This window comes from Blastococcus sp. CT_GayMR19, from assembly GCF_004570385.1.
Classification (GTDB): Bacteria; Actinomycetota; Actinomycetes; order Mycobacteriales; family Geodermatophilaceae; genus Blastococcus_B.
On sequence record NZ_SPQL01000001.1, the window covers coordinates 17,721 to 39,669 of the forward strand.

Below are 21,949 nucleotides of genomic sequence, written 5' to 3' on the forward strand. Positions count from 1 at the left end.
CTCCGTGCTCTCGCGGCGACGACGCGGGAGGGGTGCCACCCGGGCGCGTCCGGTGCGACCCTCGTGCTGTCCAACGGGGGCCTCGTCCGGAGAGAAGCGATCATGACCGTGCCGGCCACGCCACTCGTCGATCCCGCTGTCCTGGCGGACCCGCACCCCGTTCTCGCCGAGCTGCGGGAGAGCGGCCCGGTGCACCGGATCGACGGGTCCGGGGGGCTGCCCGTCTGGATGGTGACCCGGTACGACGACGTCCTGGCGGCGCTGTCGGACCCGAGGCTGAGCAACGACCCGCACCACGCCAGGGCCCTGACCCAGGTGCTGCGCGGTGACTTCCTCAGTCGCAGCATGATCGGCACGGACCCGCCGGAGCACACCAGGCTGCGACGGCTCGTGTCGAAGGCCTTCACCGCCCGGCGCGTGGAGGGGCTGCGGCCGCGCGTGCAGGAGATCACCGACGCGCTCCTCGACCGCATCACGCCCCGGGGCAGCGCCGATCTGGTGGCCGAGTTCGGCCTTCCGCTGCCGATCACCGTGATCGGCGAGCTGCTCGGCGTCCCGGAGGCCGATCGGGACCGCTTCCGGGAGTGGACCGACGAGATGCTCGACCGGCCGTTCGACCCCGGAAGCGACCTGGCGCTCGTGGAAGCCGCTCGCGAGCGGATGCGCGGGTACCTCGCCGATCTGGTCGCAGCCAAGCGGGCTCGTCCTGCGGACGACCTGCTCACCGACCTCGTCGAGGCGACCGACGAGGGCGAGCGGCTGGACGCGCAGGAGCTCCTGGCGATGACCTTCCTGCTGCTGATCGCCGGGTACGTGACCACGGTCAGCCTCATCGGCAACGGCACGCTCGCACTGCTGCGCCATCCCGACCAGCTGGACCGACTGCGTGCTGACCCGTCGCTGGTGCCGGCGGCCGTCGAGGAGCTGCTCCGCTTCGACGGCCCGGTCAACCCCGGGCTCACCCGCTTCGCGCTCGAGGACCTGGAGATCGGCGGGGTGCGGATCCCGCGGGGGGACATGGTGCTTCTCTCCATCGCGGCCGCCGACCGGGATCCCCGGCGCTTCTCCGACCCCGACCGGCTCGACGTCGGCGCGCAGGCGCCGGGCCACCTGGCCTTCGGGCACGGCATGCACTACTGCCTGGGTGCGCCGCTGGCCCGGCTCGAGGGGCAGATCGCCTTCCCCGCGCTGCTGACCCGGTTGCCCGGCCTGGCCCTCGCCGCCCAGGAGGTCGAGCTGCGCTGGACCGGAGGCGGCGTGTTCCGGAGCCTGCGGGCGCTGCCGGTCACCTTCATCCCCACGCCGGCACGGGTGGACTGAGCACCCGGGCGGCGCGTCAGCGGGGCCGCCGGGCCTCCATCGCCTTCCACCGCTCCAGGTTGTAGCGGGCGTCGACCAGGGCGTCGTGCGTGCCGGTGGGCTTCGGCGGCAGCTCGGGCTGCCCGAGGTCGTCCCAGCGCTGGCGCAGCTCCCGGGTGAACCGCGGGATCGGCCGCGGCAGCGCCGGCATCGCTCCCCAGAGCTGGCACAGCGCCACGTGGTCGTAGGCGGCGAACCAGGCCCACAGCTCGATCTCCTCGCCGGGGCCGGTGAGGAAGGCGAGCAGGTCCTCGCGGATCCGCTCCCGGCTGCGCCATGCCTTGTCCGCCGGCGGCGGCAGCTGGTCGAGCACGTTGCGCCGGACCCACGGGATCGCCCTGTCCGGGTCGAACTGGGTGCTGACGGCGTAGAACTCGCGCCCGGTCTCGTCGACGACGCCGATCGAGACGAGGTCGATGGTGGTGCCGTCCTCGATGAACTCCGTGTCGTAGAAGAACCGCCGCATTGGCACCACGGTATGCGGGCACTCCCCCTCGGCCCGACTCCGCGGTCGCTCCTCCTCGCTCGCTGCGATGCTCACTCCCTGTCGTCGGGCTACGTTGCCCGTCATGCCGGTGCTGGCGATCGACGCAGGAACGACCGGGGTGACCGCGCTCGTCGTGGGGGAGGACGGCGACGTCCTGGCTCGCGGCTACCGCGAATTCGCCCAGCTCTTCCCCCGGCCCGGCTGGGTGGAGCACGAGCCCGAGGACATCTGGACGGCGACCGTCGCCGCCTGCCGCCAGGCCCTCGCCGGCAGCGATGCGCCGCCTACGTGCGTGGGGATCACCGACCAGCGCGAGACCGCCGTGGTCTGGGACCGGCGCACGCTCCGCTCCCCCCGCCCGGCGATCGTCTGGCAGGACCGCCGCACCACCGGGATCTGCGACCGGCTGCGCGCCGACGAAGCACACGTCTCCCAGCTGACCGGCCTGCGGCTCGACCCGTACTTCACGGGCACCAAGTTCGCCTGGCTCGCCGAGCACGAGCCGCAGATGTGGTCGGGAGTCCGGGACGGCGGCCTCGCGCTGGGCACCGTCGACTCCTACGTGATCGCCCGGCTCACCGGCGGGGCCGCGCACGTCACCGATCCGAGCAACGCCAGCCGCACGCTGCTCTACGACCTGGAGAAGGGCGCCTGGTCCGACGAGTTGTGCGACCTGTTCGACGTCCCCCGGTCGGCGCTGCCGGAGGTGCTGCCGAGCTCCGGCGTCGTCGGCACGACCGATCCGGACGCGTTCCTCGGGCTGTCCCTGCCGATCGCCGGCATCGCGGGCGACCAGCAGGCGGCCCTGTTCGGGCAGGCCTGCTACTCCCCCGGCATGAGCAAGTGCACGTACGGCACGGGCTCGTTCGTGCTGACCAACACGGGGACGGCGCCGGTGCGGTCGGACGCCGGGCTGCTCACCACCGTCGCCTGGGACCTCGGCGACGGGCTGGTCTACGCGCTCGAGGGCGCGATCTTCGTGACGGGCGCCGCGGTGCAGTGGCTGCGGGACGGTCTCGGCCTGATCGACTCGGCGGCCGAGATCGAGGGGCTGGCGCGGACGGTGCCCGACTCCGGCGACGTCGTCTTCGTGCCGGCGCTGACCGGGCTCGGCGCCCCCGACTGGGACCCCTACGCGCGCGGCGCGATCGTCGGGATCACCCGGGGCACCACCCGGGCCCACCTGGCGCGGGCCACGCTCGAGGCGATCGCGTTCGAGGTCCGGGACGTCGTCGACGTGATGGTGTCCGAGGCCGGACTGGAGGTGCCCGAGCTGTCGGCCGACGGCGGCGCGAGCGCCAACGACCTGCTGATGCAGCTGCAGGCCGACCAGCTCGGCGTGCCCGTGCGCCGTCCGGTGGTCACCGAGACGACGGCGCTCGGCGCGGCCTTCCTCGCCGGTCTCGGCACGGGCGTGTGGGGCTCGACGGACGAGCTGGCGCAGACCTGGGCGCTCGACCGCCGCTTCGAGCCCGAGCCGGGACTGCGGGACGACGGCCGGCACGCGCGGTGGCGCGACGCCGTCCGCCGCGCCGGAGGCTGGAGCGGCTAGGCGTGGTCGATCATCGGCGGGCTGCTACCCCGCACGGCGTGTCGCACGGCAGTGAGCCGATGATCACGGAGGCTTCTCGATCATGAGCACCGAAGGATTCACCTGCGCTTGTTGCACGCAGACCCACGACGGTCTGCCGCCTGCCATCGGCATCGACGCGCCGGATTACTGGGAGCCGGAGATGTCGGGACGGCGGGGCTGTCGTCTCACCAGCGACTTCTGCGCCATCGACGGTCAGGACTTCTTCGTGCGGGCGGTTCTGCGGATCCCGGTCGTGGACGCCGATCAGGACTTCGAGTGGGGCGTCTGGGTGTCGCAGAGCAAGACCAATCACCGCCGCCTTCGCATGCCCTGGAACATCGTCCGGCAGCACCGGCTCGAGCCGACGTTCGGCTGGCTGTCCAACGAGCTGCCCGGTTATGCCGCCTCCACGGTGGAACTGAAAGCATTCCTGAATCACCAGCGTCCCGGCTGGCGCCCGCTGGTGGAACTGGAAGCCACGGACCACCCTCTCTCCGTCGAGCAGCGCGAGGGGATCACCGTTGCCCGCGTCCGCGAGTTGATCGCACCGTTCATGGGCGCCTGAACCCGCTGCCCCCCGCACTTCGGCCCCCTGCAGGGCCCCCCGAAGCTGTGAGCGGTCGGGGCAGGGGGTCCTTGCTCAGCGGTACTCGTTCTCCGTCAACGGGATGACCCAGGCGCGGCGTTCGGCGATCAGCCCGTCGCGCATCACGAAGACCTCCGCCATCGACAGGCGCGTCGTACCGCCGTCTGCGTCGAGCACCGCACCGAGCAGCTCTGCCATGACGACGTCGTCCTGCTCGACCATGCGCACGACGTCGAGCCGCGGCGGGGCGACCCAGCCGGGGCCTTCGATCGCCTCGTCGTAGGCCTGCTTGCCGGTCAGGTGGAACGCCCCGAAGACGGTCCACTCGATGTCGTCGGTGAGGCAGGACAGGATCTGCGCGTGGTCGTTCGTCCGGAAGCCGTCGAGGTACCGCTCCACGGTGTCCGTGTTCGCTGACATGCGGGCCGAGGGTGCCCTGCATTGCGGGTGTTGTTCAAGGATTGGCGGCACTGCAGCACCAGCAATCTCGGAACAACACCCGCAATGCGGCGGCGTGAAGGTCAGGTGGCGGGCGTGTCCTTCGGCTGCGCCCCGACCGAGTTGCGGCCGAACTCGCGGCCGTCCAGCGCCGCGATGTCGCGCTCGAGCTGCGGCACCCGCTTCGCCGAGACGGCGAGCACGACCTTCTCCCCCAGCACCCCGGTGACCAGCTGCCGCAGCGCCGAGACCACGGCGACCGAGCTCGGCACGAACACCCGCCGTCCCCGCGTCTCGAGGTTCTCGACCAGCGCCTCCGCGCAGACCTCGACCGACGTGAACGCGCCCAGCGGGCCGGGGAGCTGCGTGCGCGAGGCCTTGAAGGTGGGCAGCGCCTCCTCGGTGTCTCGGACCAGGTCGGTGTCGATCCAGGTCGGGTGGGCGCTGGCCACGGTGACGCCGCAGTGCGCGACCTCGAGCCGCAGCGCGTCGCCGAACCGCTCCAGGCCGGCCTTCGCCGCGCAGTAGGCGCTCATGCCGGGCAGGACGGTGAACGCGGCGGCCGAGCTGATCAGCAGGACGTGGCCCTTCCGCTCGGTGATCGCCGGTAGAGCCGCGTGGGCGGTGAGCATCGAGCCGATCAGGTTGACCTCGATCGTGCGGGCAAGGGAGTGGGCCGACGCGGTCGCCACCGTGGTGAGCGGGGCGATCCCGGCGTTGGCGACGACGATGTCGAGCCCGCCGAAGGTCTCAACGGCCCGCTGGACGGCGGTCTTCAGCGCCTCGGGGTCGGTCACGTCGGCCTCCACCCACAGGTGCTCGGGGCCGAGCTCGTCGGCGACCGACGCGAGCAGCCCCGGCTCCAGCCCGACCAGTGCGACCCGGGCGCCACGCTGGGCAGCCTTGCGGGCGAGCGCCGCGCCGATGCCGCGGGCGGCGCCGGTGATGAGGACCGACCGGCCGGCCAGGCACGCACGGGGCCGCTGCCTGCGGAAAGACGGCACGACGTGCTCCTCGGGTCGGTGCTGCCGGTCGACAGGTGGTCGAAGTTGAGCAGTGCTCAAGCCGGTTGTAGCTTGTTGAGCGTTGCTCAGCAAGCCGGAACAGGAACGGGAGCCGATCGGTGACCAGCACCCTCGAGGGCCAGTCCGCCCCCGCCGCGCCGCCCGTGCGCCCGGTCCGCGAGGTGCGGGTGGCGATCATCGGGTCCGGCTTCGCCGGTCTGGGCATGGCCATCGCCCTGCGGAGGCGCGGCGAGACGGACTTCGTCGTCCTCGAGCGGGCGCACGACGTGGGCGGCACCTGGCGGGACAACACCTATCCGGGCGCGGCCTGCGATGTGCAGTCCAACCTCTACTCCTTCTCCTTCGCCCCCAACCCCGACTGGGGCCGCTCCTACTCCGAGCAGCCCGAGATCCAGGCCTACCTCCAGGACGTCACCGATCGGTTCGGCGTCCGCGACCACTGTTTGTTCGGCGCCGCCGTCTCCACTGCCCGCTGGGACGACGCCGCGCGGCGGTGGCTGGTCCGGACCTCGGCCGGGGAGTTCCGCGCCCAGGTGCTCGTCTCGGCCGCCGGCGCGCTGGCCGACCCGGCCCATCCGAACATCCCGGGGCTGGACACCTTCGCGGGCACGGTCATGCACTCCGCTCGCTGGAACGCCTCCCACGACCTCAGCGGCGAGCGCGTCGCCGTCATCGGCACGGGTGCCTCGGCGGTCCAGCTCGTGCCCGCGATCCAGCCGATCGTCGACACCGTCACCGTCTACCAGCGCACCCCCGCCTGGGTCGTGCCGCGCACCGACCGCCCGGTCCCGCCCCTCGTGCGCCGGCTGTACCGGTTCGTGCCGGGAATGCAGAAGGCCATCCGGGGCGCCCTCTACCTCCTGCGCGAGTTCCTCGTCATCGGCATGGCCAAGCGGCGCCGCTTCCTGACGCCGGTCGGCAGGCTCGCCCGCGCCCACCTGCACCGCCAGGTCCGCGACCCGAAGCTGCGCAGGGCCCTCACGCCGGACTACACGATCGGCTGCAAGCGCATCCTGATCAGCAACGACTGGTTCCCGGCGATCTCCGCGCCCAACGCCGAGCTGGTCACGGCGGGCATCGCGGAGGTGCGCCCGGGCTCGATCGTGACCACGGACGGCGTGGAACGGCCCACCGACACGATCGTGCTGGCCACCGGCTTCCACGTGACCGACCTGCCGATCGCCGAGAAGATCTGCGGCCGCGACGGGCGCACGCTGGCCGACGTCTGGTCCGCGGGAATGGTCAGCAACCGCAGCGCCACGGTGGCCGGCTTCCCGAACCTCTTCCTGCTGGTCGGCCCCAACGTCGGCGTCGGGCACACCTCGATGGTCTACATGATCGAGTCGCAGGTCGCCTACGTCGACGACGCGCTGCGCACCATGGATGCCGAGGGCCTCGAGGTGCTCGAGACCACCCCCGAGGCCCAGGCTGCCTACCGCGACCTGATCGCGAAGAAGTCCGAGGGCACCGTGTGGCTGGCCGGCGGTTGCGCCAGCTGGTACCTCGACAAGCACGGGCACAACACGACCCTGTGGCCCGACTTCACGTTCCGGTTCCGGAAGCTCACCAGGAAGCTCGACCGGGAGAACTACGTCGGCACCCCCGCCGGCTCGGCCGACGAGGAGGTGGCGGCGTGACCGCGACGACGACCCCGACGGTCTGCCGCCGCGTCGCCGCCGTCCCCACCCCGGACGGCGCGACGCTGCACGCCACGATCACCGGCCGGGACTACGCACCGGTGACCGTCGTGATGGCGCACGGATGGACCCTGGCCCAGGCGGCCTGGGACGACGTCGCCGAGCTACTGACCCCGCGCGTCGCGGCCGGCGACCTGCGGGTCGTCCGCTACGACCAGCGCGGGCACGGCCGGTCCACCTGGGGCGAGGCCGACATCTCCATCGACCGGCTGGGCGAGGACCTGGGCGTGCTGCTCGACCGGCTGGCCCCGTCCGGGCCGGTGGTGCTCGCCGGGCACTCGATGGGCGGCATGACGATCATGGCCCTGGCCGCCGCGCGGCCCGAGCTGTTCGGCGACCGCGTCCGCGGGGTCGCGCTGGTCTCGACCGCCGCCGGCGACCTGACCTCGGACCCGGGGAGCGCCCCCGGGCGGATGGCGAGCGTGAGCCCCCGGGTCCTGAACGCGGCCCTGGCGGGCGCCCGCGTCGTCGAGACGCTGCGCCGGCTCCTGCCACCCGAGCACCCGCGGCACCAGAAGATGGTCCGCAGCCTGCTCTACGGCGCCGACGCCACCGACGACATGGTGCTGGCCGGCGCCGAGATCATGCACGCGTCGACGCTTCGGTCCTTCATCGCCTTCCTGCCGGCGCTGGAGTTCCACGACAAGCGCCAGGAGCTCGCCGCGCTCGCCCGCGTCCCGGTCGAGATCTTCGTCGGCGACAGCGACAACCTGACCCCCCGGCGGCACAGCAACCACCTGGCCGAGGTGCTGCCGGAGGCAGCGCTGCACGTGGTGGAACGGACCGGGCACATGCTGACCCAGGAACGCCCTCGGTTGGTGACGGACGGGATCGAGCGGCTCGCCGCCGCCGCGCTCGCGGACCGGGCCGCCGCATGAGTCGGCCGAGGGGCTTCCGGCGGTGACCGGCTCCCCCGCGTCTGAGCCGGCCCGCGTGCGGCGGACGGCCGGTGACCGGAGGGCCCAGCTCGTGCAGATCGGCCTCGAGCTGCTGCCCACCACGCCGGTGCAGGAGCTCACCATCGACGAGGTGGCCCGGCGGGCGGGCATCAGCCGCAGCCTGCTGTTCCACTACTTCGCCAGCAAGCGGGACTACTACACCGCCGTCACCCGCGCCGCCGCCGACCTGCTGTGGGAGCACCTCCTCCCCCGCCCCGGGACGCCGCCCGACGACCTGGTCGACGGCATGCTGGACCGTTACGTGAGCTGGGTGGAGACCTACCAGGAGACGCACCTGGCGTTCGTCCGCGGCGCCGCGGGCGGCGACCCCTGGGTGGCCGAGGTGTACGAGGAGACCCGCGCCCGGCTGGTCGAGGTGGCGCTCGGCGCGCCCGACCTCCCCGACGACGCCCGCCGCCGGCAGCTGGTGCTGGCGTGGTTCGCCTTCACCGAGGACCTCATCGGTCAGTGGGTCCAGGAACCGACGATGACGCGGCCCGAGCTGCTCGCCCTGCTGCGCGACGTCCTCGATCACATCGTCGGCCTCCGGCCGACACCGCCACCAGGGGCCGTCCCCCCGCCGCATTGAGCCGCCTCGTCCCGCCTGCGCGGACCCTCCGGGCCCACTCGGCGCGACACCGCCAGAGTTGCTGTTCAGCCGGCCAGGGACGTCGGCGCGCGGTCGGCGGACTCGTCCGGCGGGGGCTGCAGCGTCGCGATGACCTCGGGGGCGCTGGAGCCGGTGGCGTCCATCTTCTTCTTCACCGTCGCCCCGTAGACGTCGACGTACTCCTGGCCTGACAGCGTCATGATCTCGTACATGATCTCGTCGGTGATCGACCGCTCGACGAAGCGGTCACCGCCGAGGCCGTCGTAGCGGGAGAAGTCCAGCGGCTTGCCGAACACGACGCGCACCCGGGGCAGCTTCCGGCCGAACGGCAGCTTCCGGCTGCTGTAGATCATCGCGACCGGGATGACGGGGACACCGGCCTCCAGGGCCATCCGCGCGACGCCGATCTTGCCGCGGTACAACCGGCCGTCCGGTGAGCGCGTGCCCTCCGGATAGATGCCCAGCAGCTTGCCCTCACGCAGGATGCGCAGTCCGGTCTGGATGGCGTCCTCGGCGGCCGAGGCGCGGGAGCGGTCGATCGGGACCTGACCGGCGCCGGTGAAGAACGCCTTCCGCAGGAGACCCTTCATCCCCGTCCCGGTGAAGTACTCGGCCTTGGCCAGGAAGGTGACCCGCCGCTTCAGCGACAGCGGCAGGAAGACCCAGTCGGCGGCGGAGAGGTGGTTGCTCGCCAGAATCGCCCCACCGGTGGCCGGAACGCTCTCCGTGCCCTCCGCGCGCGGGCGGATGACGACGTGCAGTGCCGGGCCGAGCGCGACGAATTTCAGGAACCAGTAGAACAACACGCCTCCCTCGTGAACTGCCAGACTAGGGAGCCCGGGGGCCGATGGACAATCGGCTGCTCCGCAGATCAGCTGTCCGAGCACCTGCCCAACCGGTCGGCACGCCGCCGACGCCGAGGAGGACCCCCGTGTCTGGACCCACCGCGCCCACCGACGTGATGGCCGGTGCCGAGCCGTTCGACTTCCCCGGCGGCGCGGGTCCCGACGGGCGGACCGGCGTGCTGCTCGTCCACGGCTTCACCGGGACGCCGATGAGCATGCGCCCCTGGGGTGAGCACCTGGCCGCGGAGGGCTTCGCCGTCCGGTGCCCGCTGCTGCCCGGCCACGGCACGCGCTGGCAGGACTGCAACATCAGCACCCACGACCAGTGGACGACGAGCGTCGGGGAGGCCTTCGACCAGCTCGCGGCCGAGTGCGACCGCGTGTTCGTCGCGGGGCTGTCGATGGGCGGCACCCTCGCCACCCGGCTGGCCGAGGTGCGTCCCGACGACGTCGCCGGGCTGATCCTGGTGAACCCGGCCCTGCTCACCGAGCGCCTCGACGCCAAGCTGCTGCCGCTGATCGCGCGCCTCACCGGCAGCTGGGCCCCGATCGCCAACGACATCAAGAAGCCCGGCATCGTCGAGCTCGCCTACCCGAAGCTGCCGACCCGGGCGATGATGCAGCTCCGCCTGCTCTGGAAGGCCACCCGCGGCGACCTCTCCCGCGTCACCGCCCCGGTCATCGTCTTCCACAGTGCCGAGGACCACGTCGTCGAGCCGATCAACTCGCGGGTGCTGCTGGACGGCGTCGGCAGCACCGACACCACCGAGGTCGTGCTCCGGGACAGCTACCACGTCGCCACGCTCGACAACGACGCCCCGATGATCTTCGCCCGCTCGGTCGAATGGATCCGCGAGCACGTGGCCGCGTCCCGGACCACCGCCGGCGAGGCGCCGGCGGCGGGGTCCACATGACCGCGCCCCGCCCGGGCACGGGAGCCGCAGCCGTGGAGGCACGGTGAGCGGGCGGCGGGGCCGCGGCCGCCGGGACAACGGCCTGGACGCGACGCTCTGGAGCCCGCTGCGCGACGTCGACCCGCGGGTCGGCGAGCATCTGCTCGACGTCCTGCAGGCCGCCGGCATCCCCGCGTACCTGGAGCCCTCGGCCGACGTCGGCCCGTACACGCGCACGGTCTTCCTCCCCAGCCCGCCGCTGGACCGGCTCTTCGTCGACCGGTCCCGCCGCGCGGAGGCGCGCGGTCTGGTGGACGAGCACGCGCCGCCCGGGGCCGACGGAGGGCATGCCGCCGACAACCGCCGTCGCGAGCCGGCGCCCGACCGTGCCGCCGTCCGTTCCGACCTGGACGAGGACGCCGAGTGGGCGCGCATCGTCTCGGCCTTCGAGGCGGAGAGCGGCCGCTCGGCGGTGACCGACCGGCCGTCCGACGCACCGCCTCCTCCCCCGCACGAGCCGGCGGTGCTCGACCGCCCTGACGAGCACTTCGAACCGCCCCCGCCGCCGCCGATCCCGGCGCCCGCACCCGCCTCGCTGTACGCGGCGCTGATCGTGGCCGCCGGCCTGCTGCTGGTCGGGGCCCCGGGGGTGCTGGGGCTGTCCTCCGACCTCGGGCTGGTGCTGGGGGTCGCGGCGATCGCCGGGGGTGTGGCGATGCTCGTCTCCCGCATGCGCGACCGGTCCCCCGACGACGGCGACGACGGCGCCGTCGTCTGAGCGGAGCGGGGCCGAGCCCGGCTCAGTCCCCGGGCACGGTCAGCGGTGCCCCGCCGAACCCGATCTCGTTGCCGTCCGGGTCCCGGTAGGTCGCCTTGCGGACGCCGTTCTCGTACGTCTCGCTCAAGGCGGGCTCGATCCCACGGTCGGCCATCTCCCGGACCCGCGCATCGAAGTCGTCCAGGAAGACCGTGTGCATCGCGTGGCCCGCGTGCTCGGGGCGCACCTCGATGAACACGTACCGGTGCTCGGCGAGCTCCCACACCGCCTCGGTGTCGTTCGGCAGGAAGCTCGGGCCCGAGCCCAGCAGCCGCTCGTACCAGGCCAGTGCCCGCTGGTAGTCGGCGACCGGGATCCCGGCGAAGAGGTCGACCGTCACGATGACACTGTCGTCCTCCGGACGCCGAAACGTGCGCGATCCCGGGCTCCGGTGTCGCCGCGAGGGGTTCAGTGGTCCCGCGCGGTGGTGACGAAGCTGCTGGGGACGGGACCTGGATGCGGTGGTCGACGCGAGTGGGGCCCGGAGGGTTCCGCGGCGGCGGCGACGGAGCCGCCCTGCGAGGGTCGCGCCGCGACGCGGGGGCCGGGGGCTTCCCGGCGTGGCGCGACGAAAGGGCTCATCGCAGATCGGGGACGGCACCTGGAGGTGGTGGTCGTCCGGAGGACGACATCGTCATGGCGGTTGTCGTCCGGAGGACGACAGATCACATAGCGTCAGCTCGGTGAGCACAGCTGCGCATTCCGCCAGGGTCGCGGTGTCCGGGCACCTGATGGACACCGGCATCCTCGCCCGCATCCTCGACGACGTCCTCGAGTACGGCGGTGACTACCGCATCGAGAGCCTCGATCTCGGCCGGCAGCACGAGGACGAGTCCACGGCCGTGGTGGAGATCAGCGCCGACGGGTCCGAGCGGCTCGACCGCATCCTGATGCGGGTGCAGATCCACGGGGCGAACGCCGTCGACCCCGGGGTCGCGCTCACGCGACCCGCGCCGTCCGAGGGCGTCTTCCCGGAGGACTTCTACTCGACCACCAACCTCGAGACCCTCGTCCGGCTGGACCGGGAGTGGCTGCGCGTCCGCCAGCCGGAGATGGACTGCGGCCTGGTCGTCACCGAGGAGGACGGCGGACCCGTCGTCCGCACGGTGCCGGTGAGCGACGTGAAGGCCGGCGACACCGTCGTGTGCGGGGCGCACGGCGTCCAGGTCGAGCTCCCGCCGCAGGCACCCCGCGGCGAGGAGGACAGCTTCGGCTTCATGTCGTCGTCGGTGTCCAGCGAGAAGCCGCAGGCGCTGCTGGTCCGGCAGATCGCGCAGCGCATGCGGGACGTCAAGGCCGCCGGGCAGAAGGTGCTGTGGGTCGGCGGGCCGGCCGTGGTGCACACCGGCGCGGCGCCGGCCATGGTCCGGCTGGTGCGCGCCGGCTACGTCGACGTCCTGTTCGCCGGTAACGCGCTGGCCACCCACGACATCGAGGCATCGCTCTTCGGCACCTCACTCGGCGTCGACCTGGCCAAGGGGTCGGGCGTGCCGCACGGGCACGAGCACCACATCCGGGCCATCAACACGATCCGCGCCGCCGGATCGATCGCCGCGGCGGTCGAGTCCGGCGTGCTCACCGGTGGCGTGATGCACGCGATGGTCCAGGAGGGCAAGCCGTTCGTGCTGGTGGGCTCGGTGCGCGACGACGGTCCGCTGCCCGACGTCTACACCGACGTGATCGAGGGCCAGCGGGCGATGCGGGCCGAGCTGCCGGGCGTGGGCTTCGCGATCATGGTGGCCACGATGCTGCACTCGATCGCGACCGGGAACATCCTCCCGGCGTCCATCCCGCTCGTCTCCGTGGACATCAACCCGGCCACGGTCACCAAGCTGGCCGACCGCGGCAGCGCCCAGGCGATGGGGATCATCACCGACATCGGGCTGTTCCTCGAGCAACTGGCCCGCGAGCTCACCCCCGAGTGACGAGTGGGCCCGGAGGGTCCGCGAGGAGCGAGGATGGCCGCCCCGCGAGGTGGCTCAACGCAACGGGGGAACGTGTCCTGGCCGCGGTGCCGCCCGGGAGGGCGACGATGTCATGGCGGCGTCGCCCGGAGGGCGACCATGTCACGGACGAGGTCCGCGGCGCCGACCAGGCCGGCCTGGGGGCCGAGCTCGGCCGCGACCACCCGTGGACCCGGCCGGTAGCCGCGGCCGGGCAGCGCGCGGTCCAGCTGCGCGCGGGCCGGGGCGAGCAGCAGCTCCCCGAGCACGCTCACCCCGCCGCCGACCACCACCACGTCCGGGTCGAGCACGGCGGCGAGGTCGGCGATGCCCTGTCCGAGCCACGTGCCGACCTCGGTGACGATCTCGCGGGCAGCGGGATCCCCGTCGGTGGCCGCCCGGGCGACGTGCTCCCCCACCAGCCGCCGGGCATCGCCGTCGACCAGTTCCAGCAGCCGCTGGGCCGTCGCCGGAGAGCTCGCCGCCAGCTCCCGGGCGGCCCTGCCGAGGGCGTTGCCGCTGGAGTACTGCTCCCAGCATCCGCGGTTGCCGCAGGCGCAGCGCCGTCCGTCCGGCACGACGCGCATGTGACCCCACTCCCCGGCGATCCCGTGGGCGCCCCGCTGCAGCCGCCCGTCCAGCACGATCCCGCCGCCGATCCCGGTGCCGAGGGTCACCATCAGCGCCAGGTCGGAGCCCTGCGCCGCGCCGTAGCGGTACTCGGCCCAGGCGGCCGCGTCCGCGTCGTTGCCCACCCACAGCGGCCGCCGCAGCCGGTGGCCGAGGTCGGCGCGGAGCGTGGAGCCGCGCCAGGCCAGATGCGGGCTGAACAGGACGGTGTCCCCCGTGCGGTCGAACCAGCCCGCCGCGCCGACCCCGACCCCCACCAGTTCCCCGTCGTGCCCGGCGGCCAGTTCTTCGACGACGGCGGCGATGGCGTCCTCGGTCTCGGCGACGGATGCACCGGGGGTCGCCCGCCGCGCCGTGGCCACCACCGTCCCGTCCGGCGCCACGACCCCGCCGGCGACCTTCGTCCCACCGATGTCGATGCCGAGTGCGGGTAACGCCGCCGCGCCGGCGCTCATGCGATCTCGATGCGCTGCACCGCCGGGGGCGGCTCGGGCACGGGGGTGTCGTCCGTCCCGGCGGGCGCGGTCTGGCCCGCCGACTCCACGGATTCGGCGAGGGTGCGGAGTGCGTTCGCGCTCGTGGTCAGGAGGTCCGCGAGCGCGGCGCTCACCTCGGGGCGGTCACCGCGCGCCACCGCTGCCGCCTGGCAGAGCGGGCACCAGGCACAGTCGGCGCCGTGCTGAGCGCTCGTCCCGCTCCCCGCGCCATCGGCCGAGCCCGCGGAGGCGGCCTGTCCCTGGACGAAGACGTCCAGCAGCCGCTTGGCCTGGTCGAGCCAGTCGGATCCGGTGCTCATGGTGTCCTCTCGTCCGCGGCCAGCAGATCGGCCGGCCACTGCTGCGGATCGGGCCGGAAGCCGACCTCGAGGCGGGCGTCCGTTCCGCCCGGGTCGACCAGGCGGCCACCGGTCACCTCGCAGCGGCGCAACAGCGGGTCCAGGGCGAGGCACCGCCGGGCTCCGCCGACGGTGACCACCAGGTCGTCCATCCACCGGGTGAGCGTGACATCCCCGCGGTGGGCGAAGGGCAGCGGAAGGCTCAGCTGCCAGGCACCGTCCCGGCGCTCGGGGCCCGGGGCGGGCGGCGGCGCTCCGGGTCCCGGCGCGAAGCCCTCGAGCAGCTCCGCCAGACCGTCGGCGTCCACGGGCCCGACCGCACCCTCCGGGACCTGCCGGACCTCCGCGAGCTCGGCGAACGCGGCCAGTGCGGCGTCCCGGTCGGCGGCCCGCGCCGCCGCCCATTCCCCGGTGCCCTCGGACGGCGGGACGCGGGTGAGCACCGCGGCCGGCCGGAGGCCGTGGAGGGCGAGCGTGGTCACGGCGGTCCGGAGCCGGTCGACGCCGGCGCTCGTCGGCAGGGCGACCAGGCACACCGCCGTGTCGGCGCGGACGGCGAGCCGGTCGGCGGCCAGCAGTCCCTCCAGGACGGGGATCGCGGCCAGCGCGGCGTCGACCGGCCCCCGGCGGAGGGCCCCGGAGCCGACGGCAGCGGTGCGGACGGCGCCCAGGGCCCGCATCCCGGGTGGGAACAGCTGGTCGAGCCACCAGCGCAGCGTGGCGGGGAGGGCGACGAACGCGGCAGCGGACTCGACCGGCCCGGCGTCGAGCACGACCAGGTCGGCGTCCGCACCGGCGAGCTCGGCGAACAGTGCGAGGTCCGCGCCGCCGGGCAGCGGGACCACCGAGCTCGACGGCGGCAGGGTCAGCTGCGGCAGCACCGGGCCGAGACCCTCGGCGAGCCCGCCCCAGAACCGCTCCAGGGCCGCCTGCTGGTCCACGCGGACGACCTCCAGCCGCGGGACGTCGCCGAGGCCGGGCACGTCCTGACGGGAGAGCAGCACGGTGCGGCGGCCGGCGCGGGCCGCGCGGACGGCGGCGGATGCGGCCATCGTCGTCGTCCCGGCGCCGCCCGGACCGGTGAACAGCAGGGTGCGCACGAGCGACTCAGCTCTCGACGCGCTTCTTGAGCTCCTTGAGAGCCGTGTCGAGGATGACCTTCTCCGCCTTGCGCTTGATCATGCCGAGCATCGGGATGGTGAGGTCGATCGTGATGCGGTACGTGACCTCGGTGCGCCCGTCGGTCTCCTGGAGCGTGTAGGAGCCCTCCTGCCGCTTCTGCATCTGGCCCTTCACCAGGGACCACGACACCTTCCGGTCGTCCTCCCAGACGTACTGGAGCACGTAGTCGTCCTTCACCGCACCGGCGTCGAGCACGAAGTGGACCTGGCGGGCGCGACCGTCCTCGCCGGTCTCCAGGATCTCGACCTGCTTCGCGGAGGCGACCCACTGGGGGTAGGCGGGGAAGTCGGCGATGACCGCCATGACGTCGGCCGCGGGCGCATCGACGGTGATCGACTGGGTGGACTGGTCGGCCATGGGCAGCAGGCTAGCCGTTCGTCATCCCTTCGGGCCCGGAGACCCAGCGCTTCGCTACTCATGGGTAGGCCCAGCGACTAGATTCATCCGGACGTCCCCGCCCGGGGCCGCGGGGCGACGGTGCCCCCGGACGGACGGGGAGGAGAGGACCAGCGTGCGCGAGTTCAGCGTTCCTGCGACCACCGAGGTCGGCCCGGACGAGGCCCTGCCCGACTTGCTCGCCGCCAACGTCGCCGGACACGGCGACGAGACCGGCTTCCGCGTCCGGCGCGACGGCCGGTGGGAGGACGTCACCTGGAAGGAGTTCGGCGACCAGGTCCGCAGAGTCGCCAAGGGACTCGTCGCGACCGGCGTCGCTGCCGGTGACCGCGTGGCGCTCCAGGCCAAGACCCGCTACGAGTGGACCGTCCTCGACTTCGCCATCTGGACCGCCGGCGGCGCCGTCGTCCCCATCTATGAGACCTCCAGCGCGGACCAGGTCGCCTGGATCCTCGCCGACTCCGGCGCGACCGCGGTCATCGTGGAGCGGGACGAGCACGCCGCCGCCGTCGAGTCGGTGCGCGACCAGGCGCCGGACCTGAGGTCGGTCCACGTCATCGACGACGGCGCGATCGACGCGTTGACCCAGGCCGGCAAGGACGTGCCCGACAGCGAGCTCGAGGCCCGCCGGGCCACCCTGAACGCCGACAGCCTCGCCACCCTGATCTACACCAGCGGCACGACCGGGCGGCCCAAGGGCTGCGAGCTGACGCACGGCAACTTCCTGTTCGAGATCGGCAACGGGATGGCGCTGCTCGGCCGGTTCCTCAACGTCGAGGGCTCGCTGCTGCTGTTCATCCCGCTCGCCCACGTCCTGGCGCGGGTCATCCAGGTCGGCGCGGTCAAGACCCGCACGGTCATCGGCCACACGCCGGACGTGAAGAACCTGGTGGAGGACCTCGGCGAGTTCAGGCCGACCTTCGTCCTCGCCGTCCCCCGCGTGTTCGAGAAGGTCTTCAACGGCGCGAAGGCCAAGGCGGAGGCCGGCGGGAAGGGTGCGATCTTCGACAAGGCCGCCCAGGTCGCCATCGACTGGTCGCGGGCCCAGGACACCGGCGGCCCCGGCATCGCGCTGCGCGCCAAGCACGCGCTGTTCGACAAGCTCGTCTACGGCAAGCTGCGGGACGCGCTCGGCGGGCGCTGCCTCGGGGCGATCTCCGGCGGTGCGCCGCTCGGTGACCGGCTCGGCCACTTCTTCCGCGGCATCGGCGTCACGGTCTTCGAGGGGTACGGGCTGACCGAGACGACCGCTGCGGCGTCGGTCAACCACGACGAGGCGCTCCGGATCGGCACCGTCGGCCGCCCGCTGCCCGGCGTCGAGGCTGCGATCGCCGACGACGGCGAGATCCTGATCCGGGGCGGCATCGTGATGCGCGGCTACTGGAAGAACGAGGAAGCCACCAAGGAGGCGATCGACGCCGACGGCTGGTTCCACACCGGCGACCTCGGGGAGCTCGACGACGAGGGGTTCCTGAAGATCACCGGCCGCAAGAAGGAGATCATCGTGACCGCGGGCGGCAAGAACGTCGCCCCCGCCGTGCTGGAGGACCGCATCCGGGCCCACCGCCTGGTCAGCCAGTGCATCGTCGTGGGCGACAACCGGCCCTACATCGCCGCGCTGATCACGCTCGACGAGGAGGCGCTGCCGGGCTGGCTGGAGTCCAAGGGGAAGCCGGCCGGCTCCACACCCGAGCAGCTGCGCGACGACCCGGAGCTCCTCGCGGAGCTCGACGCGGCCGTCGACGAGGCCAACAAGGCGGTGTCGCAGGCCGAGGCGATCAAGAAGTTCCGCGTGCTGTCGGCGGACTTCACCGAGGACAACGGGATGCTCACCCCGAGCCTGAAGCTCAAGCGCTCCGTCGTCATGAAGGAGTTCGACTCCGAGGTCGAGGGGCTGTACTCCCGCTGACCTGCTGCCACCGAGCCCCGTCCCGCCGTGCGCGGGGCGGGGCTCAGTGCTGTCCGGGCTCGAGCAGCTCCGCGAAGCCGGCCGAGATCGTCGTCCACGACCAGCGCTGCTCCACCCAGGCGCGGCCGGCCGCACCCATCTCCCGGGCCCGCGCCGGTTCGGCGAGCATGTCCGCGAGGGTGGTGGCGACGGCGTCGGCGGAGCGGGGGTCGACGACGTGTCCCGTGATGCCCTCCCGGACCGTCTCCGGGGCACCGCCGGAGGTGCCGGCCACCACGGGACGTCCGCACGCGGCCGCCTCGAGGAAGACCATGCCGAGCCCCTCGACGTCCAGACCGCCCCGTCGGGTGCGGCAGGGCATGGCGAACACGTCGCCCGCGGCGTAGTACGCGGGCAGCTCCCCCGGCGGGACGGGCCCCGTGAGGACGACGGAGTGCCCCAGCCCACGGGCGGCGACCGCCGTGCGCAGCGAGGCCTCCGCGGGGCCGCCGCCCACGAGCAGCAGCCGCGCCTCCGGGTGGCGGGCCAGGACCCGCGACCATCCGGCCACCAGCACGTCCTGCCCCTTGCGCGCCACCAGCCGGGAGACGCAGACCACGACCGGGGCCTCCCCCAGCCCGTACCGCCGCCGGACGGACGTGCCGTCCGCGTCCGGATTGAAGCGCTCGACGTCGACGCCGGGAGAGAGCTGGGCCAGCCGGGTCCGCCCGCGCAGGGCGGGTTCGAGCCGGCCGCGCGTGTACTCGCTGATGTACGTGAGGACGTCGAGGCCGCGCGCGATGCGCTGCATCATCTGCCGCGACCCCGGCAGCGCCACCCAGCCGGTCTCGTGGCCGTGGGTGGCCCCCACCAGGTGCCGCACCCCGGCGGACCGCAGCGCCGGCGCCAGGAGTCCCAGCGGGGCCGCGGCACCGAAGAAGGCGCTGTCGCACCCGTGCCGGCCGGCGAGATCCACAGCGGCCCGCGCCGTCGCCGGTGTCGGCAGGAGCATCGCGGTGGGCCGGCGGATCACCGGATAGGGCAGCGCGGCGTCGTGCTCGGCCGACCCCGGCGCGTCGGAGGCGAGGACCACGACGGAGTCCGGGGGCCTGGAGGCCAGCAGGGCGGCGACGAACGTCTGGATCCCGCCCTGCCGCGGCGGGAAGTCGTTGGTGACGACGAGTGTGCGGGTCACGGGCGGTCCTCGCCGGCGCTCGTTCCGCCCGCGCCCCATGGCGCTGTGCTCGAACGCGTGCTCGCACGCTCGCTCACGGCCGGTCCGCCCGGGCCCAGTCCTGGGCGAAGGCCACCCGCTGCGCCGTCGTCGGGTGACTGCCGAAGAACCACTGCCAGGCCCCCGGCGGGTCGGGATCGGACAGGTTCGTCGTGGCGAGCCGACGCTGCATGACGACGAAGGACTCCGGGTCGCGGGTCGAGTCGAGCGCGTGCAGGTCCGCCCGGGCCTCGACCTGCCGGGACACGGCGTTCTGCAGCGGCGTGGCCAGAAGGCTCGCCCCGCCCAGCAGGAAGAGCACCAGAGGCAGCACGCGGGGATCGCCCGGCCCCTCCGCCCCGACCCGCCGCAGCAGGGGCGTCCAGGAGAGCAGCCACCCGAGCAGCGCGGTGGCGGCCGCGGCGCCGAGCGCGCCGATCAGCGTGCCGGTGAGGACGTCCCGGTTGACCACGTGGCCGAGCTCGTGGGCGACGATCGACTCGATCTGCTCGTCGGGCAGCTCCTCGAGGAGCGTGTCGTAGACGACGATCCGCCGGGTCGCGCCCAGCCCCGAGACGTAGGCGTTGAGCGCCGTCGTCCGGCGTGAGGCGTCGGAGACCAGGACGTCCCGCACCGGGACACCGCTCTCCTCCGCCAGCGCCAGCAGGTCCGTGCGGAGCTCCCCGGCGGGCAGCGGCTCGAACCGGTTGAACGCCGGCTCGAAGACCACGGGATAGAGGAACGACCCGACGACGACGAACCCGGCGGCGACCCCCGCGGACCAGGCCCACCAGGTGCGCGGTGCCCGGCGGACGAGCCACAGGAAGGACCAGAGGGCGAACGCCGTCACCACGGCGCTGATCGCCGTCGCAACGCTGACGTCGCGCAGCCACAGCCCCCATCCGCGGGTCGAGAGCCCGTACCGGTGACGCACGACCTCGGCGTGGGCCGACACCGGGAGGGTCACCAGCCGGCCGAGGACCGACAGCACGCCGACGCCGAGGAAGACCTGAACGACCCAGCCGCCGCCGAACGGGGCGGCGGCACGGGTCACCAGCCGGGCGCCCAGCCGGGTCGTGCCGAGCGCAGCGGCGGTGCCGAGGCCGAGGACGAGCGAGATCAGCGACGCCGGCCTCAGTGCCGCCGCGAAGGCCTCGGCCCGACGGATCTGTGCGCCCGGCAGGCCGGCGCCGGGATCGGCGGGAGTGGATCCACCGGGAGGGTCGGGGAGCACGACCCACGGGGTGGCGACGGCGACCACCACCACGAGCGCGACGCCGAGGACGGCCGCGACGATCAACGCCGCCCGACGGGCGCTCATCGTCCTCCTCGTTGGCGCTCGCCGGTCGTGGTGCGCGCCGCTGCCCGGTTCATCGGTGAGCCTGCACGCTCTCCGGGCCGATCCTAGGTGCGTCGCACGGCCGGCATGCGGCACCGGACCGACGACGAGGGCCGGTGACCCCTGCCGGGTTACCGGCCCCGGCCGATGGTTCGCGTGCTGCGGGAGGTGCGGTCAGCCGGCGACGCGGCGGGCGTGCGTGAAACCGCTCATCGAGTTGAAGCTGGCCACCATGACCGGCTTGCTCGAGGTCGAGGCGTGCACCATCTGCCCGTTGCCGATGTACATGGCGACGTGGCTGGTCGGGCTGTAGTAGAAGAGCAGGTCGCCGGGCTGCAGCTGGTCGCGGGAGACGGCCTGGCCCATTCCGGCCTGGCTCCGGCTCGAGTGCGGCAGGCTCACGCCGGCCGCCGAGTACGCGTACTGCGTGAGGCCCGAGCAGTCGAACGCGTTCGGGCCGCCGGCGCCCCAGACGTAGGGGTCGCCGACCTGGGCCAGGGCCGTGTCGACCGCGACCTGGGCCGCCTGGCTGGGCGCGATGACCCCACTGGGTGCCGCCATCGCCTCGCCGGCGTGCGCCCGGGAGACCTCTTCCTGCTGCGGGGCGGTCAGTGCGGCGTACTGGCGCTGGTAGTCCTCGACCTTCTCCTGGAGCTCCGCCTGCTGCGCGGCGATCGAGTCCACCGCTGCCTGCGCCTCAGCGGTCGCCTTGTCGGCGGCCGCCTGTGCTGTGACGGCCTTCTCGGAGACGTGCCCGATCTCGGTGACGAGGTCGTTGGTGTGCCCGGCGATCGCGTCGAGGGTGCCGAGCTGGGACACGAACTCCTCGGCCGAGTCGCTGGTCAGCATCATGTCCAGCTCCGAGAGGCTGTCGCCGGTGTAGACCGTGCGGGCCAGCATCCGGATCTGCCCGTCCAGCGCGTCGAGCTGCGACTGGGCCTCGGCGGCGGCCTGCTGGGCAGCAGCCGCGGCGGCCTGCTGCGTCTCGAGCGCGACCTTGGCCTCGTTGAGCTGCTCGGTGACGACCTCGAGCTCGTGGTCGGCGGCGGAGGCGAGCTGCATGGCCTGCTCGGGGCTGGTCGCCCGGTCGGGGACCGCGGCGGCGGTGCCCGGGAGGACCGTGACCGTCAGAGCCGCAGTGGCGCCGATGAGAAGGCCGGAGCGGAGCCGGCCGATGCGGCGGGAAGCGGTGCGGCCGGCGGGAGAACTGGTGGGGAACTGTTCGAGGGCGTGCGTCAGTACAGGGGTCGCCACG

General features: G+C 73.4%; 22 protein-coding genes. 10 read left to right on the top strand and 12 right to left on the bottom strand.

What is annotated here, in order from left to right; all coding sequences use genetic code 11:
• The first annotated feature begins 102 nt into the window (after positions 1-102).
• Positions 103-1,320 (top strand): cytochrome P450, encoded by a 1,218-nt coding sequence (locus E4P39_RS00090; protein WP_135134317.1) that lies wholly within the window; start codon positions 103-105, stop codon positions 1,318-1,320.
• Positions 1,321-1,336: 16 nt separating this feature from the next.
• On the opposite strand, the gene E4P39_RS00095 is transcribed toward E4P39_RS00090, so the two are convergent.
• Positions 1,337-1,825 (bottom strand): polyadenylate-specific 3'-exoribonuclease AS, encoded by a 489-nt coding sequence (locus tag E4P39_RS00095; RefSeq protein WP_135134318.1) that lies wholly within the window; start codon positions 1,823-1,825, stop codon positions 1,337-1,339.
• Positions 1,826-1,928: 103 nt separating this feature from the next.
• On the opposite strand from E4P39_RS00095, the gene glpK reads away from it, so the two are divergent.
• A complete protein-coding gene (gene glpK / locus E4P39_RS00100) occupies positions 1,929-3,398 on the top strand; it encodes a glycerol kinase GlpK (protein WP_135134319.1) in 1,470 nt (489 codons plus the stop codon).
• Positions 3,399-3,480: 82 nt separating this feature from the next.
• Positions 3,481-3,984 (top strand): DUF2199 domain-containing protein, encoded by a 504-nt coding sequence (locus E4P39_RS00105; protein WP_135134320.1) that lies wholly within the window; start codon positions 3,481-3,483, stop codon positions 3,982-3,984.
• A gap of 75 nt (positions 3,985-4,059) precedes the next feature.
• On the opposite strand, the gene E4P39_RS00110 is transcribed toward E4P39_RS00105, so the two are convergent.
• Together E4P39_RS00110 and E4P39_RS00115 are read right to left on the bottom strand one after the other, a co-directional pair.
• The gene (locus E4P39_RS00110) at positions 4,060-4,425 is read right to left on the bottom strand and encodes a nuclear transport factor 2 family protein (RefSeq protein WP_135134321.1); all 366 of its coding nucleotides are present in this window, start codon (positions 4,423-4,425) and stop codon (positions 4,060-4,062) included.
• A 101-nt stretch (positions 4,426-4,526) separates the two neighbouring features.
• Positions 4,527-5,447, bottom strand: a complete 921-nt coding sequence (locus E4P39_RS00115; protein WP_135134322.1) for an SDR family oxidoreductase — start codon at positions 5,445-5,447, stop codon at positions 4,527-4,529.
• A 119-nt stretch (positions 5,448-5,566) separates the two neighbouring features.
• On the opposite strand from E4P39_RS00115, the gene E4P39_RS00120 reads away from it, so the two are divergent.
• From E4P39_RS00120 to E4P39_RS00130, 3 genes are read left to right on the top strand one after another with little or no spacing between them, the layout of a single operon-like run.
• On the top strand, positions 5,567-7,105 hold the full coding sequence (locus tag E4P39_RS00120; protein ID WP_245159521.1) for an NAD(P)/FAD-dependent oxidoreductase: 1,539 nt from the start codon (positions 5,567-5,569) through the stop codon (positions 7,103-7,105).
• Entirely contained in the window at positions 7,102-8,043 is a 942-nt protein-coding gene (locus E4P39_RS00125; protein WP_135134323.1) for an alpha/beta hydrolase, read from the top strand. The genes E4P39_RS00120 and E4P39_RS00125 overlap by 4 nt, the downstream gene beginning before the upstream one ends.
• Positions 8,044-8,065: 22 nt before the next feature.
• Entirely contained in the window at positions 8,066-8,692 is a 627-nt protein-coding gene (locus tag E4P39_RS00130; protein ID WP_135134324.1) for a TetR/AcrR family transcriptional regulator, read from the top strand.
• Between the two features lie 65 nt (positions 8,693-8,757).
• Here the strand turns inward: E4P39_RS00130 and E4P39_RS00135 are convergent, their stop codons facing one another.
• Entirely contained in the window at positions 8,758-9,519 is a 762-nt protein-coding gene (locus E4P39_RS00135) for a lysophospholipid acyltransferase family protein (protein WP_245159522.1), read from the bottom strand.
• Between the two features lie 125 nt (positions 9,520-9,644).
• On the opposite strand from E4P39_RS00135, the gene E4P39_RS00140 reads away from it, so the two are divergent.
• The gene (locus E4P39_RS00140) at positions 9,645-10,472 is read left to right on the top strand and encodes an alpha/beta fold hydrolase (protein WP_135134325.1); all 828 of its coding nucleotides are present in this window, start codon (positions 9,645-9,647) and stop codon (positions 10,470-10,472) included.
• 43 nt (positions 10,473-10,515) lie between these two features.
• Positions 10,516-11,229, top strand: coding sequence for a hypothetical protein (locus tag E4P39_RS00145; RefSeq protein ID WP_135134326.1), 714 nt, complete (start codon positions 10,516-10,518; stop codon positions 11,227-11,229).
• 22 nt (positions 11,230-11,251) lie between these two features.
• Here E4P39_RS00145 and E4P39_RS00150 read toward each other — a convergent pair whose 3' ends face one another.
• Positions 11,252-11,608: a VOC family protein gene (locus tag E4P39_RS00150; RefSeq protein ID WP_135134327.1), complete on the bottom strand. Its 357-nt coding sequence runs from the start codon at positions 11,606-11,608 to the stop codon at positions 11,252-11,254.
• Positions 11,609-11,951: 343 nt separating this feature from the next.
• Between E4P39_RS00150 and E4P39_RS00155 the strand changes: the two genes are divergently transcribed.
• Complete coding sequence (locus E4P39_RS00155; RefSeq protein WP_135134328.1) at positions 11,952-13,193, top strand: TIGR00300 family protein; 1,242 nt, start codon at positions 11,952-11,954, stop codon at positions 13,191-13,193.
• A 110-nt stretch (positions 13,194-13,303) separates the two neighbouring features.
• On the opposite strand, the gene E4P39_RS00160 is transcribed toward E4P39_RS00155, so the two are convergent.
• From E4P39_RS00160 to E4P39_RS00175, 4 genes are read right to left on the bottom strand one after another with little or no spacing between them, the layout of a single operon-like run.
• A complete protein-coding gene (locus E4P39_RS00160) occupies positions 13,304-14,296 on the bottom strand; it encodes an ROK family protein (RefSeq protein ID WP_135134329.1) in 993 nt (330 codons plus the stop codon).
• Entirely contained in the window at positions 14,293-14,637 is a 345-nt protein-coding gene (locus E4P39_RS00165; RefSeq protein ID WP_135134330.1) for a hypothetical protein, read from the bottom strand. Before E4P39_RS00165 ends, E4P39_RS00160 begins: the two co-directional genes overlap by 4 nt.
• Positions 14,634-15,776 carry an ArsA-related P-loop ATPase gene (locus tag E4P39_RS00170; protein WP_135134331.1) on the bottom strand — a complete coding sequence of 381 codons (1,143 nt, stop codon included), beginning with the start codon at positions 15,774-15,776 and terminating at the stop codon, positions 14,634-14,636. The genes E4P39_RS00165 and E4P39_RS00170 overlap by 4 nt, the downstream gene beginning before the upstream one ends.
• Before the next feature lie 7 nt (positions 15,777-15,783).
• Complete coding sequence (locus E4P39_RS00175) at positions 15,784-16,215, bottom strand: SRPBCC family protein (RefSeq protein ID WP_135134332.1); 432 nt, start codon at positions 16,213-16,215, stop codon at positions 15,784-15,786.
• Positions 16,216-16,369: 154 nt separating this feature from the next.
• On the opposite strand from E4P39_RS00175, the gene E4P39_RS00180 reads away from it, so the two are divergent.
• Complete coding sequence (locus E4P39_RS00180; RefSeq protein ID WP_135134333.1) at positions 16,370-18,163, top strand: long-chain fatty acid--CoA ligase; 1,794 nt, start codon at positions 16,370-16,372, stop codon at positions 18,161-18,163.
• Between the two features lie 43 nt (positions 18,164-18,206).
• Here E4P39_RS00180 and E4P39_RS00185 read toward each other — a convergent pair whose 3' ends face one another.
• From E4P39_RS00185 to E4P39_RS00195, 3 genes are all read right to left on the bottom strand, one after another.
• Positions 18,207-19,337: a glycosyltransferase family 4 protein gene (locus E4P39_RS00185; RefSeq protein ID WP_135134334.1), complete on the bottom strand. Its 1,131-nt coding sequence runs from the start codon at positions 19,335-19,337 to the stop codon at positions 18,207-18,209.
• A 73-nt stretch (positions 19,338-19,410) separates the two neighbouring features.
• Positions 19,411-20,676: a M48 family metallopeptidase gene (locus tag E4P39_RS00190; protein ID WP_135134335.1), complete on the bottom strand. Its 1,266-nt coding sequence runs from the start codon at positions 20,674-20,676 to the stop codon at positions 19,411-19,413.
• Positions 20,677-20,868: 192 nt separating this feature from the next.
• The gene (locus tag E4P39_RS00195; protein ID WP_135134336.1) at positions 20,869-21,948 is read right to left on the bottom strand and encodes a C40 family peptidase; all 1,080 of its coding nucleotides are present in this window, start codon (positions 21,946-21,948) and stop codon (positions 20,869-20,871) included.
• Position 21,949 lies beyond the last annotated feature (1 nt).

What these genes read in the sequence shown, in the direction of transcription:
- E4P39_RS00090 (WP_135134317.1), top strand. Translation starts at nt 103, where the DNA reads ATGACCGTGCCGGCCACGCCACTCGTCGATCCCGCTGTCCTGGCGGAC.
- E4P39_RS00095 (WP_135134318.1), bottom strand. Translation starts at nt 1,825, where the DNA reads ATGCGGCGGTTCTTCTACGACACGGAGTTCATCGAGGACGGCACCACC.
- glpK (WP_135134319.1), top strand. Translation starts at nt 1,929, where the DNA reads ATGCCGGTGCTGGCGATCGACGCAGGAACGACCGGGGTGACCGCGCTC.
- E4P39_RS00105 (WP_135134320.1), top strand. Translation starts at nt 3,481, where the DNA reads ATGAGCACCGAAGGATTCACCTGCGCTTGTTGCACGCAGACCCACGAC.
- E4P39_RS00110 (WP_135134321.1), bottom strand. Translation starts at nt 4,425, where the DNA reads ATGTCAGCGAACACGGACACCGTGGAGCGGTACCTCGACGGCTTCCGG.
- E4P39_RS00160 (WP_135134329.1), bottom strand. Translation starts at nt 14,296, where the DNA reads ATGAGCGCCGGCGCGGCGGCGTTACCCGCACTCGGCATCGACATCGGT.
- E4P39_RS00165 (WP_135134330.1), bottom strand. Translation starts at nt 14,637, where the DNA reads ATGAGCACCGGATCCGACTGGCTCGACCAGGCCAAGCGGCTGCTGGAC.
- E4P39_RS00175 (WP_135134332.1), bottom strand. Translation starts at nt 16,215, where the DNA reads ATGGCCGACCAGTCCACCCAGTCGATCACCGTCGATGCGCCCGCGGCC.
- E4P39_RS00190 (WP_135134335.1), bottom strand. Translation starts at nt 20,676, where the DNA reads ATGAGCGCCCGTCGGGCGGCGTTGATCGTCGCGGCCGTCCTCGGCGTC.